We start from the raw sequence: 12,960 nt of genomic DNA, 5'->3' as shown, positions 1-12,960 counted from the left end.
GAATAAATTCGCTCCTACTAGTGTTCATCCTTATAGATGAACTTCGGCATTTCCCATTTGAAGCGGATCGCCAGCAGGCGCAGCAGGAAGCCGCCGAAGAGGGTAATCAGGATGCCTTGCTCGGTTGGCAGTTCCAGATAGCGGCACAGCAGGAAACACCAGGCCGCCAGGAATGACACGCTGGCGTAGAGTTCGCGCCGGAAGATCAGGGGAATGTCGTTGCAGAAGATGTCCCGCAGGATGCCGCCGAACACGCCGGTGATAACGCCGCAGACCGCTGCGATCAGCATGCCGTGCCCGGCTTCCAGAGCTGTCATGCAACCAATCAGTGTGAAAGCCACCAACCCCAGAGCATCGAGGACCAGAAACAGCGAGCGCAGATGGCGCATCAAGGGGGCGATGAAGATGGTCACCAGCGCAGCCACGCTGGTCAGGACCAGATATTCCGGGTGCTTGACCCAGGTCAGCGGGTAATGCCCGATCAGTACATCACGCACCGAGCCGCCGCCCAGCGCGGTGACGCAAGCGATCAGTACCACGCCAAACCAGTCCATGCCGCGACGCCCGGCAGACAAGGCGCCCGTCATGGCTTCAGCCGTGATGGCAATCAGATAAAGCATCAGCAACATGGCGACCACACCTGCGACAAAGGCGCGCAGTCTAACCAGCGGATCAACGCACTGAAAGAGTGCGACGAGGTTTATTCGCCACACTCATGCTGCAATTCATTACTTGATGAAATGCTCGCGATAGAAACGCAGCTCGGCAATCGATTCACGAATATCGTCCAGCGCCAGATGGGTGTTGCCTTTCTTGAAGCGCAGCTCCGGCGACCAGCGTGCAGCCAGCTCCTTGAGCGTGGAAACGTCGAGGTTGCGGTAATGGAAGTAGTTTTCCAGCGCCGACATGTGGCGATACAGAAAGCGGCGGTCCTGACAAATGCTGTTGCCGCAGATCGGCGAGCTGCGCTCCGGGACCCATTGCTTGATGAAGTCCAGGGTCTGTGCTTCGGCTTCGGCCATGCTGATGGTGCTTTCGCGCACCCGCTGGGTCAGGCCCGAGCCACCATGCTGACGGGTATTCCACTCGTCCATCCTGGCCAGCGTTTCATCACTCTGGTGAATGGCAATCACCGGCCCTTCGGCCAAGGTGTTGAGCTCACTGTCGGTGATGATCGTTGCCATTTCGATGATGACATCGGTGTCCGGGTCCAGGCCTGTCATTTCCAGATCGATCCAGATCAGGTTTTGCTTGTTCTGCATGTGTCGACTCCTTGGTGTAGCCGGGCAGTTTAGCTCACCCCGGCATGCTAGACTCCGCCCGATTCAATGTAAGACCCAATCATTCGCTTCATCAACTCGGAACACCCATGGCCAAACGCCAACTCAATCGCCGCCAGAACTGGCGCATCGAAAAGATCCAGGGCGAGCGCGCTGCCCGCGCTGCAAAACGCGAGACGCTGGCTCTGGAAACCCTGGAGGGCGGCGACCTCGGCCCTGAGCAAACCGGCCTGGTAATCGCTCACTTCGGGGTCCAGGTTGAAGTCGAAGCCCAGGACGGCGAACAACGCGGCCAGGTTTTCCGCTGCCACTTGCGCGCCAACCTGCCAGCGCTGGTCACCGGCGATCAGGTTGTCTGGCGTGCCGGCAATCAGGGTATCGGCGTTATCGTGGCGCAACTGCCACGCACAACAGAACTCTGCCGTCCCGACACTCGCGGCCAGCTCAAGCCGGTAGCGGCCAACGTCGACCTGATCGTGATTGTCTTCGCGCCGATGCCCGAGCCTCACGCCAACCTGATCGACCGTTATCTGGTTGCAGCCGAACATGCCGGCATTCACCCTTTGCTGCTGCTCAACAAGGCAGACCTCATCGACGAGCAGAACGCTCCGGCGCTCAATGCCTTGCTGGCGGTGTACCGGACACTGGGTTATCCAGTCATGGAAGTGTCGGCGCATCAGGGCGACGGCATGCAACAACTGCAAACCCGCCTCGACGGCCATATCAGCGTATTCGTAGGGCAGTCCGGCGTGGGCAAGTCTTCGCTGGTCAACAGCCTGCTGCCAGAAGTCGAGACACGTGTCGGCCCGCTGTCGGAGCTGTCCGGCCAGGGCACGCACACCACGACCACCGCACGCCTGTTCCACTTCCCCCGTGGCGGCGACCTGATCGACTCACCGGGTATCCGCGAATTCGGTCTGGGCCATGTCAGCCGCGCCGACGTGGAAGCCGGCTTCATCGAGTTCAACGACCTGATCGGCACCTGCCGTTTCCGCGACTGCAAGCATGACCGCGAACCGGGCTGCGCCCTGCTCAAGGCTCTTGAAGATGGCCGCGTACAGCAGCAGCGCATGAACAGTTACCGCTCGATCATTGCCAGCCTGCCGCAAGACAGCTACTGAAACCCATACAAAAACGCCGCGATGATCGCGGCGTTTTTGCATCTGTCAGTTCCTGGCCGGTTCAGCCCGTAACTGTCCTTCCTCGAAGATATTCAGCTTTTGCCGAATTTCATGAGGCTGGGCATAGGCCTGCGGATCGGGTGGCGCAGTCGTGGACGCTCCCGGAGCCGCAGGCGCTGCCGGAGCAGGCTGAGTCTGCGGCGCACCGCCGGTATTCTGATCACCTTCGATACGCTGCTGGGCCTTTTTGGTCAGCACGACAATATCGATACGACGGTTCACAGGGTTGAACGGATGCTCACGGTCATACAGCGCCGAAGAAGCGTATCCCACCACCCGTGCCACTTGCGGATCAGGATAACCACCTGCCACCAGCGCACGACGCGCAGCGTTGGCACGGTTTGCCGAAAGCTCCCAGTTACCGAACTCACCGCTGCCCACATATGGCTTGGCATCGGTGTGACCGCTGATACTGATCTTGTTCGGCACCGTGCGAATGGTGTCGGCCATGGCCAGCAGAATATCCTCGAAATACGGCTTCAGACGCGCACTGCCGGAGTCGAACATAGGCCGGTTATCGGCATCCATGATCTGGATCCGCAAGCCATCCTGAGTGATCTCGAACAGGATCTGGTCCTTGAACTTCTGCAGTTGCGGGTTCTCTTCAACCTTGTTCTGCAGTTCCTGCAACAGCATCTCCAGACGCTCTTGCTCGACCTGCTCGGCCTTGGATTCGGAGGTATCCGACTCGATAGGCACGGTATCCGGGGACGGCGTGGTCTTGACCTCGGGGTTGAGGGTCTGGTTAGGCGACATCTCAGGCGAGCCGCCCAGGTCGATCACATAAGGCGAGCCACTGTCAGTGAAGCCGACCGGGTCCTTGAAGTAACCGGCGACCGCAATCAACTGCTCGGGCGTAGCAGCAGACAGCAGCCACAGCACCAGGAAGAACGCCATCATCGCTGTCGCAAAGTCAGCGAAGGCAATCTTCCAGGCGCCACCGTGGTGTCCGCCACCAAAGCGCTTTACGCGCTTGATGATTATCGGCTGATTATTTTCCATGGCTTAACGACCGCGAACCGCTTGTTCCAGCTCGCTGAAGCTGGGCCGGTGCGCTGGATACAGAACCTTGCGACCGAACTCCACGGCCAGTGAAGGCGGCATGCCGGAAGCCGAAGCCACCAGGGAAGCCTTGATGCATTCGTAGACGTTCATTTCTTCCTTGGCATCGTGAGCCAGGGAAGTGGCCAGCGGGCCGAAGAAGCCATAGGCCGCCAGAATACCGAAGAAAGTACCTACCAGAGCCGCACCTACGTGCATACCGATGGCGGCCTTGTCACCGGAGCCCAGGGAAGCCATGGTGATCACGATACCCAGTACCGCTGCCACGATACCGAAACCGGGCATACCGTCGGCGATACCGGTGACGGCATGGGAAGGGTGCTCAAGCTCTTCCTTCATGCTCAACAATTCCATGTCGAACAGGCCTTCGAGTTCGTGGGGCGCCATGTTGCCCGACGACATGATCCGCAGGTAATCGCAGATGTAGGCCGTCATGCGTGCATCCTTGAGCACGCCAGGGTACTTGGCGAAGATCGGGCTGGAAGCCGGCTCCTCGATATCCCCTTCAATCGCCATCATGCCTTCGCGACGACTCTTGTTGAGGATTTCATAGACCAGCCCCAGCACTTCGAGGTAGTAAGCGTGTGTGAAGCGCGTACCGAACATCTGCAAGGATTTCTTGAAGACGTGCATGGTCATATAGCCAGGGTTGGCCTGGAGGAATGCACCCAGAGCCGCACCACCGATAATCAGCACTTCATAAGGCTGAAACAGTGCTGCGACCTGACCGTGGGATAGAACGTATCCGCCGAGCACGCTCGCGAAAACGACGATGATGCCGATAATTTTAGCCATAGGTAGAAAATACTTATCGAGTCGGGTTCAGGGACATGTGCGGAAACTCTTATTCTACGTATCGGCCTCATTGGTCCAGACTATAGTCAGTTCTTGTTAAAAACCAGTTCGGCCCTTGAACAAGAGCTTGAAAACAGCTGTCCAGCCCCTAAGAATCGCAGCCTGCGCTGCTTAAAAAAATCAGCTGTAAAGGCCTTCCAATGTCGACCGCAAGCTCTGTGAAGCACTCGATACCCAAAACACTCGATGCCTGGATCAGGCATCTGGATGCCGTGGACCTGCCCATCCCGGTGGTGAACCACAATCATGTGCGCGAAGCTCTGAAAGACAGCCGCCGCTCGCTGCGCGACATCGCCGACATGATGCAGGAAAGCCCGGAACTGGTATTGAGCGTGCTGCGTGAAGCCAACCACAAGAGCCATGGCATGGTGGAACCGGCTGAAAGCCTTGAGATTGCAATCAACCGCCTGGGACTGGCACGTACCGAAGTCCTGCTCGGTCGCCTGCCCGCCAGGGAACCCCAGGACATACCGGCCGCCTTCCGCCAGTTGATCCTTATCAGCCAGCATGCCACGCAACAGGCCAACGGCCTGTTCGCCAGCCGGCTTGCGCGCCTGTGGCAGGACATTCATCTGGGCAGCCTGCTGTTTCTGTCGCCGCTGTGGCCCATGGCACTCGCGCACCCCAAACTTCTGGAGGACTGGGAAGTGCGGGTCATTCACAAAGGCGAGCCCAGCCGTGTGGTCGAGAAGGAGCTGTTCGGCGTCAGCCTGCTGGACCTGTGCCTGGCGCTGGCCGAGTTCTGGCGCCTGCCGGTCTGGGTGACCCGCGGCTATAAAGTGCTGATCAACGAGCGACGTGAGCTGGTCAAGGCCCTGCACATCGCCCGAGAAGATCACGACCCGTTGCGCCAGCAGCAACTGATGGACGCCGATCCGAACCTGCGCCGCTGGCTGAATCAACCGGCCAATACCGTGCTGCTGGGCAATGGCGTGGCGCTGTCTGCCCAGCAGGCGTGGAACAGCCCTCACTGCCTGCGCTGGGAGCGACTCGCAAGCCTTTATCTGCAACAGCCACTGGATGAAGTTCAGCAACAGATCCACCAGAACGCCGCCAGCAGTGCCCGCGTGCATTCGGAAGCAGATCTGTGGCATCCGGCCGAATCGCTGATCTGGCCCTGGGATGCCCGGCGCATCAGGCGTGACAACGAGATCGCTCCACCACCGACGGCCGACGCGCTGCAACAATGGCGCAAGCAGTGTGCCGAACTGCTGGTCGAACCCACGCCATTCATCAATTCCATCCACCTGACCACGACCGCTCGCGACACGTTGATGTCCTGCGGCATGCAGCGGGTCATGCTGCTGATGGCGGACAAGACAGGCAGCGTGCTGCGCGTGCATCTGGCTGGTGGCCTGCCGCAAGAAGTCTCGGGCCTGCAGTTCTCCATAAAAGAAAGCACGCTCCTGCAACGCTTGATGACGCAGCCGACCCAGTTGCGGATCACCCCGACCAACCTCGCACAGTTTTCTGCACTGCTGCCCGCAGCCCTGAAAGGCATCTTCAAAGGAGAGCACTGGCTGATCCGCTCGCTGGGTAACAACGGCAGAGTCCTGCTGCTGGTGGTCGCCGACCAGGGAGGCGGTCCATTGTCGGAAATATCCGTTCAGGCATTCGGAAAAACCGCGCAATGTATTGAACGATCACTGGCCATCTTTAGCCAACGCAAAGCCTGAGGCCTGGCGTACAATTCGCACTTTCTCTTTATCGGAGGCTGCAAATGTCCGTCTTCACTGGTTTGCCGTTGGTCATCGAGCCACAAGATCTGCTTGAGCGCCTTGACGCCCCGCAACTGATCCTCGTCGATCTGACCAGCAGCGCCCGTTACGAGGCTGGTCATATCCGCGGCGCCCGCTTCGTCGATCCCAAGCGTACCCAACTGGGCCAGCCTCCTGCGCCAGGCCTGCTGCCAGCTCATGGGGATCTCGAAAGACTGTTCAGCGAACTTGGCCACAATCCGGACGCCGTCTATGTGGTCTATGACGACGAGGGCGGTGGCTGGGCCGGACGCTTCATCTGGCTACTGGATGTCATCGGCCACACCCGTTACCACTATCTGGACGGCGGCCTGCTGGCCTGGGAAGCGCAGTCACTGCCGCTGACCACCGATGTGCCTGCGGCTGCAAGCACTCCCGTCACCCTGACCCTGCATGGCGAACCCACGGCAACCCGCGAATACGTGCAGTCGCGCCTCGGTGCCGCCGATCTGGCGATCTGGGATGCACGTGGTCCGACCGAATATTCAGGGGAAAAGGTTGTGGCAGCCCGAGGCGGTCATATCCCTGGCGCAGTCAACTTTGAGTGGACTGCCGGCATGGACAAGACCCGCAACCTGCGCATCCGCCAGGACATGCCGCAGATTCTGGAAAACCTGGGCATCACCGCCGACAAGGAAGTGATCACCCATTGCCAGACCCACCACCGCTCAGGCTTCACTTACCTGATCGCCAAGGCACTCGGTTATCCACGGGTCAAGGCTTACGCCGGATCCTGGGGTGAATGGGGCAATCATCCGGACACCCCGATCGAGAAGTGAGATCAGCTCCAAACGAGTCGGCACCTCCATCAAGCTTTAGGAATATAAATGAAAGAGCGTCTGTTCATCCTTAGTCAGCACCTGCTGCCTCACCATTTTCTGTCTCGCCTGGCTGGCTATGTTGCCGAATGCCGAGTGAGCTGGTTCAAGAATGCTTTCACTGCCTGGTTTGCGCGCCGCTATCAGGTGGACATGTCTCAGGCCCTGGTCGAAGACCTCACCGCCTACGAGCACTTCAACGACTTCTTCACCCGCGCCCTGAAACCCGGCGCTCGCCCTCTGGACACCACTCCCGGCGCAATCCTCTGCCCGGCCGACGGTGCCATCAGCCAGCTGGGGACTATCGAGCATGGCCGCATCTTCCAGGCCAAGGGTCACAGTTTCAGCGCACTTGAGCTGCTGGGCGGCGATCCGAAACTCTCCGCGCCGTTCATGGGCGGCCAGTTTGCGACTGTCTATCTGTCGCCCAAGGACTACCATCGCGTACACATGCCGCTGGCCGGAACCCTGCGCGAAATGGTCTACGTGCCAGGCCGCCTCTTTTCGGTAAACCAGACTACAGCCGAGAATGTTCCAGAACTGTTCGCCCGTAACGAGCGCGTGGTCTGCCTGTTCGACACCGAGCGCGGCCCGATGGCCGTAGTACTGGTCGGCGCAATGATCGTTGCATCGGTCGAAACAGTCTGGGCCGGGCTGGTCACGCCACCCAAGCGCGAACTGAAGACCGTGAGCTACGACGAAGCGGCACGTGCGCCTGTCCACCTGGAAAAAGGCGCAGAAATGGGCCGCTTCAAACTGGGCTCGACCGCTATCGTGCTGTTTGGCCCGGATCAGGTTAAGTGGGCCGAGGAACTGACCGCCGGTTCCAAGGTGCAAATGGGACAAGCCATGGCAACTGCGACTCAGGCCTGAACATTGCGTTGACCTGAACGATGACCTGAAGGCACAAGCTCGTCGGAGTTTGTGCCTTCAGGCTTGTGCTCTCAGGAAAGCAGGCAAATACTGGCATCAGGCCACAAAAGCTGCGAGAACGTGTCGATGCTGTTAAAGTCGCGCTATCGGTGCTGCAGGAGGCAGCGCACTTTAATTGGCGTATACGCGATACATCTCAATGCGAAGATGTCTGAAGTTCGTCAACAAAAGCCACCGTTCGGGCCTGTGGAGTAGCTGGAGTTTGCCTGTCACATGAGTAATTTGAGCTTACCTCTGTTGTTGCGTGCCCCCACGCCAACACAGTCGAGCCTGTCATTCTGTGAACCCAATCCCCGCGACTTGAAACGCTGGATCTCCAGCCTGCCCAAAGCAAACATCGGCGAAATGGCCCGCCAGCTCTATCAAGGGCTGTCCGAACTCAACCAGTTGATGACCCCCGGCGAAAACCGCCTGCAATTGCTGGAGCTGCTGCGCCCGGAAGTCTATTTCGTCTGCAGCCATCTGGAACGGCACTTTCTCAATCAGGCCATCGTGCTCGATGAGCGTCCGCGCAAGGTCGCCAACCTCTGCCAGGCCCTGCAGAATCATCTGGCAACCGGTTACAAACAGATCATCCAGAGTGTGGCGGCGCGCTACAGCAAGGAACAAGGTGCCTTGCTCACCACCGCGCTGCAACGCGCCATGCATGCGCTCAACGGCCCGCTGATCCGCGCCAGCCAGTTGTATTGCCCGGTTCAGGACGGTCTGTGGCTTGAGCTGCACCATATCTATCAGATCGCACGCCAGTACCAGTTGCACACCACGCCGGTGAACGAACCGCTGGGCACCCACACTCGCACCCTGAGCGTCGAACAGACCTATGCCGTCGCATTGCTGATGGGCTGCTCACGCAGCAATCAGATGCGCCAGTTGAATATCGGCAAGATGGCGGAATCACTGGAAGCATGGAGCGCGATGGTCACGCTACAGTCGCCTGCCGATGAAAACAGCCTGTTCGCGCTGGACCCTGCGTCCGATAAGCCACCGATGTACCGCACCCTGTTCGCCGAGGAGCAACTGCCCAAGCTTCTGGGGATAAACTCACGCGCGCTGGCCGATGCGATCAACAGATACCTGGGACTGCCTGCCGATCAGCGCTCGCAGTCAAAACTGCTTATCCCGCCTCGCGTCACCACCGATCTGCTGCAACATCTGGCAGCGGCCTGGGGCGATGTAGCCGAGCGCACCTTTCAGCGCACCGTAGGCCAGGGCACGCTGAAGCTGTGCATCGGCATGAGCGCCCTGCACTATTACGTCGGCGGGCAGAAATCGTTCACCGAGCAATTGCTGCTGCCTGCCGCGGCCAGCGTTGCGGATTTCAGCCTCAAGGTGGTCAACGATAACGCCGACGATCCGTGGTCGAACGCCTTCGATACCCATCGCGGCAACACCTCGTCGGTCTTGCTGCCCTTCGAGGAAATCGAATATCAGTCAGCGGAGGGCGACAGTGAGTCAGCCTCCAATGCCCAGAATATCTTTGCGACTTTCGAGCTGAACATCGTCAACCACAGCCCAGGCGGCTATTGCCTGGCATGGCCCAAGGACGTCCCGCCACAATTACAGGCTGGCGAACTGGTGGGGATTCAGGATGATGCCGGTCAGGGCTGGAGCATCGCCATCGTGCGCTGGGTCAGGCAGGTGCGCAGCGGCGGCACCCAGATGGGTATCGAATTGATCGCCCCGTTTGCCCAGCCTTGTGGCATGCAGTTGATACGTGAAGAACAGAACAGCCAGTACCTGCGCACCCTGATGCTTCCGGAAGTACGCGCCATGGGCAAGCCGCCGACAGTTCTGGCTCCACGCCTGCCGTTTCAGGAAGGCAGCCAGGTGATGATCAACGTCAACGGCGAAGAACGTCGCGCAGCGCTGAGCAATCGGCACATCAGCAGCGCCAGCTATAACCAGTTCGAGTACAAGATCTACGATGCGCCCAAGGCGACGGAAAGCGAGAAACCGAAGCCGGGGCAGGAATTCGATTCGTTGTGGAGTTCGCTGTAGCCGTCGCAACCCTTCAGAGGGTTACGACAGCCACACAGGACGGGCTTATCAGCCTCGCCCCTCACGGTCGCGGAAGCCCAGCAGGTAGAGAACTCCGTCCAGACCCAAAGTCGAGATCGCCTGCCTGGCAGACTGCTTGACCAACGGCTTGGCACGGAACGCCACCCCAAGACCTGCAATCGCCAGCATCGGCAAGTCATTGGCGCCATCACCCACCGCGATGGTCTGCTCCAGACTCAAACCTTCCTTGTTCGCCAGCTCACGCAGCAGATCGGCCTTGCGTTGCGCATCGACAATCGGCTCGACGGCCACGCCCGTCACCTTGCCGTCGACCACCTCAAGCTCGTTGGCAAACACATAGTCGATGCCCAGTTTGGCTTGCAACTGCTTGGCAAAGTAAGTGAAGCCGCCGGAGAGAATCGCCGTCTTGTAGCCCAGGCGCTTGAGTTCGGCAAACAGGGTTTCAGCGCCTTCGGTCAGACGCAGCGACGCACCGATTTCATCCAGCACGTTCACATCCAGCCCCTTGAGCAAAGCCAGGCGCTCCTTGAAGCTGGCACGGAAATCCAGCTCGCCACGCATGGCGCGCTCGGTGATTTCCGAGACCTGCTCACCGACGCCAGCCGCCTTGGCCAGTTCATCGATGACTTCGGCTTCGATCAGGGTCGAATCCATGTCGAACACGGCCAGACGGCGGTTACGACGGAACAGCGAATCCTGCTGGAACGCGATATCGACGTTCAAGTCCTGAGCCACACTGAGGAACTCGGCCTGCATGGCCTTGGGGTCAGCAGGCTCGCCGCGCACGGAGAACTCGATGCAGCCTTTGCCCTTGTCAGCCGGGGTGTCGAGGGGCATGCGCCCGGACAGGCGATCGATATGGTCGATATTCAGCCCGTATTTCGCAGTGATCGAACTGACGCATTGCAACTGCTCGGCAGTGACCTTGCGCGTCAGCAGGGTCACGATATGCCGTGCCTTGCCTTGCCCGTCGACCCATTGCTGATAATCCTCTTCGGACACCGCAGTGAAACGTACCTGTTGATCGAGCTTGTAGGCCGTGAACAGGATGTCCTTGAGGACGGAAGAACCCTGTTCGGTATCCGGGATTTCGACCAGGATGCCAAACGACAAGGTGTCATGGATCACCGCCTGACCAATATCGAGGATGTTCACGCCCCCCTGGGCAAGAACGCCAGTGATGGCCGCAGTGAGACCCGGACGGTCGACACCAGTGATGTTAATCAGGACGATTTCGCGCAAGGCGCACCCCAGCAGTGGAAAAAAACCGCATTCTAACCACTTTCTGTGACCGCCGGGCACAGCCAGCGCTTTGCCGCTACTGGGACGGTCGTTATACTGCGCGCAACTTCACCGAAAGAGCCGTGCTCTGTGAACCGGCCCACGCCCGTTAAAACCGATAATTTCTTCCTGCTGATCTTTCGTGCGCTGCGCCACCGCCGTGTACCGATTGCTTTGCGTATTGCCAGCCATAACGTGATCCTGGTCGCCTTGGCGCTGGTGATCTACGCCGGCGTCATGGGCCTGCAATTCAAGCAGGCCATGCACGAACAGGCCGACGCACTGGGGCAGGCCCTGACCACACAGACCGCAACCTCGGCGACCGAGCTGCTGGTGTCCAACGACATCCTCAGCCTCAACGTGCTGCTGGGCAATCTGGTCAAGAACCCGCTGGTGGCCCACGCTGCCATCTATAGCGTGGATAACCGCATTCTCGCGGAGGCCGGTCAACGTCCAAAAAACAGCCTGCTGGGTGAAGCCCAGGGTCTTTATGAAATAAAGATCACCTTCCAGGACGTGATGGCCGGTCACCTGCGTATCAGCCTGGACATGACGCAATTCCAGCAGCCCATGACCATCAGCCTGCAAAGCATGGGTATTCTGGCTGGCATCCTGCTCGCTCTGGCGCTGACCCTGAGCCTGCGTCTGGGTCGCCATATCTCCACGCCACTGCTGCAACTGCGGATCTGGCTGCGCGATATCGACCCTTACACACCTGCCACCGACCGCCAGGACGAAATCGGCGATCTGGCGCGTCAACTGCGCTCCTCCTTCGCACCACCGGTTCCAGAACCTGAAACACCACCGGAACCCGAATACAGCGAAGACGACGATGCGTATCTGGAGCCTGAGGACGAGAAACCTGCGCCTTCATTTTCAGCTCGCGATACCAGCTTCGATGAAACGCCAAAGCCTCGTGTGATCGCACCTCCCGCGCAACGCCGCTTCGTGGCCGAAGAAGATGAAGAGGACGAGGAAGATCCGTTTGCCGATCTTCGTGATAGCTCCAGCAACGCACCGGCCATTCGCCCTGCTTCGGCACTGTCCACTCCGAGCGAACCCCAACACAGCGCCGTGCTGGCCGTGCAACTGGGCGCTCAGGATCAACTGCGCCGCCTGCCTCGCGCTCGCCTGACCGATCTGCTGCAACGCTATCGTGACTGCCTCGATCAGGCCGCGTCGCTGTATGACAGCGAGCTGCATACCTTGAATGACGGCAGCACGTTGATGCTGTTCCACAGCCAGGAAAGCGGTGAGGACTACCTGACCAATGCGATCTGTTGCGGCGAGTTGCTGCGCGCATTGAGCCACGCCTTGCAGATCGAAGTTGCCGACAGTGGCATCACGCTGCAATTGCAATTGGGCCTGACGCTGGGTGAAGGCCTGTCCGGCCTGAGCCAGATCGATCTGCTGCTGACCGAAACCGCCCAGGACGCACTGGCGCTGTCCCAGCACAGCCGCAACCTGCTGCTGGTGGAACGCAAGATCAACGACGACGCCCTGATCCGCCAGCGCGCCCGCATCCGCCCGATTGCCAGCCCGGAAGGCGCCTGCTGCGTCGAGCGCCTGATGGAGCCCTACCCGTCGATGCTGGAACGCCAGCTGGCGCGCATGCATGAGACGCACAAGGCCTGAATGAATTCGCTCCCACTGGGCGCGGTGTAGAATTAATGCCGATCAGTTAAGGCATATATATTCACCTGTGGGAGGGGCCTTGGCCGCGACGACCAACTTACAGGCAACACATTTTCAGCGCCTGAAACCGGGCTGTCGC

Annotated in this window: 11 protein-coding genes; 6 read left to right on the top strand and 5 right to left on the bottom strand. The window is 59.5% G+C overall.

Going from position 1 to position 12,960, the window contains the following annotated elements; all coding sequences use genetic code 11:
• Positions 1–17: 17 nt before the first annotated feature.
• Positions 18–629 (bottom strand): trimeric intracellular cation channel family protein, encoded by a 612-nt coding sequence (locus ACODS3_RS26345; RefSeq protein ID WP_201001763.1) that lies wholly within the window; start codon positions 627–629, stop codon positions 18–20.
• A gap of 99 nt (positions 630–728) precedes the next feature.
• Positions 729–1,262 (bottom strand): oligoribonuclease, encoded by a 534-nt coding sequence (gene orn, locus ACODS3_RS26340; protein ID WP_201001762.1) that lies wholly within the window; start codon positions 1,260–1,262, stop codon positions 729–731.
• Positions 1,263–1,369: 107 nt separating this feature from the next.
• Here orn and rsgA point away from each other — a divergent pair, with 107 nt between their 5' ends.
• Positions 1,370–2,401: a small ribosomal subunit biogenesis GTPase RsgA gene (rsgA, locus tag ACODS3_RS26335; RefSeq protein WP_201001761.1), complete on the top strand. Its 1,032-nt coding sequence runs from the start codon at positions 1,370–1,372 to the stop codon at positions 2,399–2,401.
• A 45-nt stretch (positions 2,402–2,446) separates the two neighbouring features.
• Here rsgA and motB read toward each other — a convergent pair whose 3' ends face one another.
• The gene (gene motB / locus ACODS3_RS26330) at positions 2,447–3,463 is read right to left on the bottom strand and encodes a flagellar motor protein MotB (RefSeq protein WP_201018195.1); all 1,017 of its coding nucleotides are present in this window, start codon (positions 3,461–3,463) and stop codon (positions 2,447–2,449) included.
• A gap of 3 nt (positions 3,464–3,466) precedes the next feature.
• Positions 3,467–4,318, bottom strand: a complete 852-nt coding sequence (gene motA / locus ACODS3_RS26325) for a flagellar motor stator protein MotA (protein ID WP_025258287.1) — start codon at positions 4,316–4,318, stop codon at positions 3,467–3,469.
• Positions 4,319–4,518: 200 nt separating this feature from the next.
• Here motA and ACODS3_RS26320 point away from each other — a divergent pair, with 200 nt between their 5' ends.
• The 4 genes from ACODS3_RS26320 to ACODS3_RS26305 all read left to right on the top strand — a co-directional run bounded on the left by ACODS3_RS26320 (position 4,519) and on the right by ACODS3_RS26305 (position 9,884).
• Positions 4,519–6,054 (top strand): HDOD domain-containing protein, encoded by a 1,536-nt coding sequence (locus ACODS3_RS26320; protein WP_201018196.1) that lies wholly within the window; start codon positions 4,519–4,521, stop codon positions 6,052–6,054.
• Positions 6,055–6,098: 44 nt separating this feature from the next.
• Positions 6,099–6,914, top strand: coding sequence for a rhodanese-like domain-containing protein (locus ACODS3_RS26315; protein WP_489036975.1), 816 nt, complete (start codon positions 6,099–6,101; stop codon positions 6,912–6,914).
• Positions 6,915–6,962: 48 nt separating this feature from the next.
• Positions 6,963–7,826: an archaetidylserine decarboxylase gene (gene asd / locus ACODS3_RS26310; protein ID WP_489036973.1), complete on the top strand. Its 864-nt coding sequence runs from the start codon at positions 6,963–6,965 to the stop codon at positions 7,824–7,826.
• A 273-nt stretch (positions 7,827–8,099) separates the two neighbouring features.
• Positions 8,100–9,884 carry a molecular chaperone gene (locus tag ACODS3_RS26305; protein ID WP_201001755.1) on the top strand — a complete coding sequence of 595 codons (1,785 nt, stop codon included), beginning with the start codon at positions 8,100–8,102 and terminating at the stop codon, positions 9,882–9,884.
• Between the two features lie 48 nt (positions 9,885–9,932).
• Here ACODS3_RS26305 and serB read toward each other — a convergent pair whose 3' ends face one another.
• A complete protein-coding gene (gene serB / locus ACODS3_RS26300; RefSeq protein WP_201018200.1) occupies positions 9,933–11,147 on the bottom strand; it encodes a phosphoserine phosphatase SerB in 1,215 nt (404 codons plus the stop codon).
• Positions 11,148–11,276: 129 nt separating this feature from the next.
• Here serB and ACODS3_RS26295 point away from each other — a divergent pair, with 129 nt between their 5' ends.
• Positions 11,277–12,821, top strand: a complete 1,545-nt coding sequence (locus ACODS3_RS26295; RefSeq protein WP_304575673.1) for a histidine kinase — start codon at positions 11,277–11,279, stop codon at positions 12,819–12,821.
• Positions 12,822–12,960: the final 139 nt, after the last annotated feature.

Source organism: Pseudomonas sp. FG43, assembly GCF_057809175.1.
Note: the sequence above shows the minus strand (reverse complement) of the source record. Positions and strands in the feature narration are given on the sequence as shown.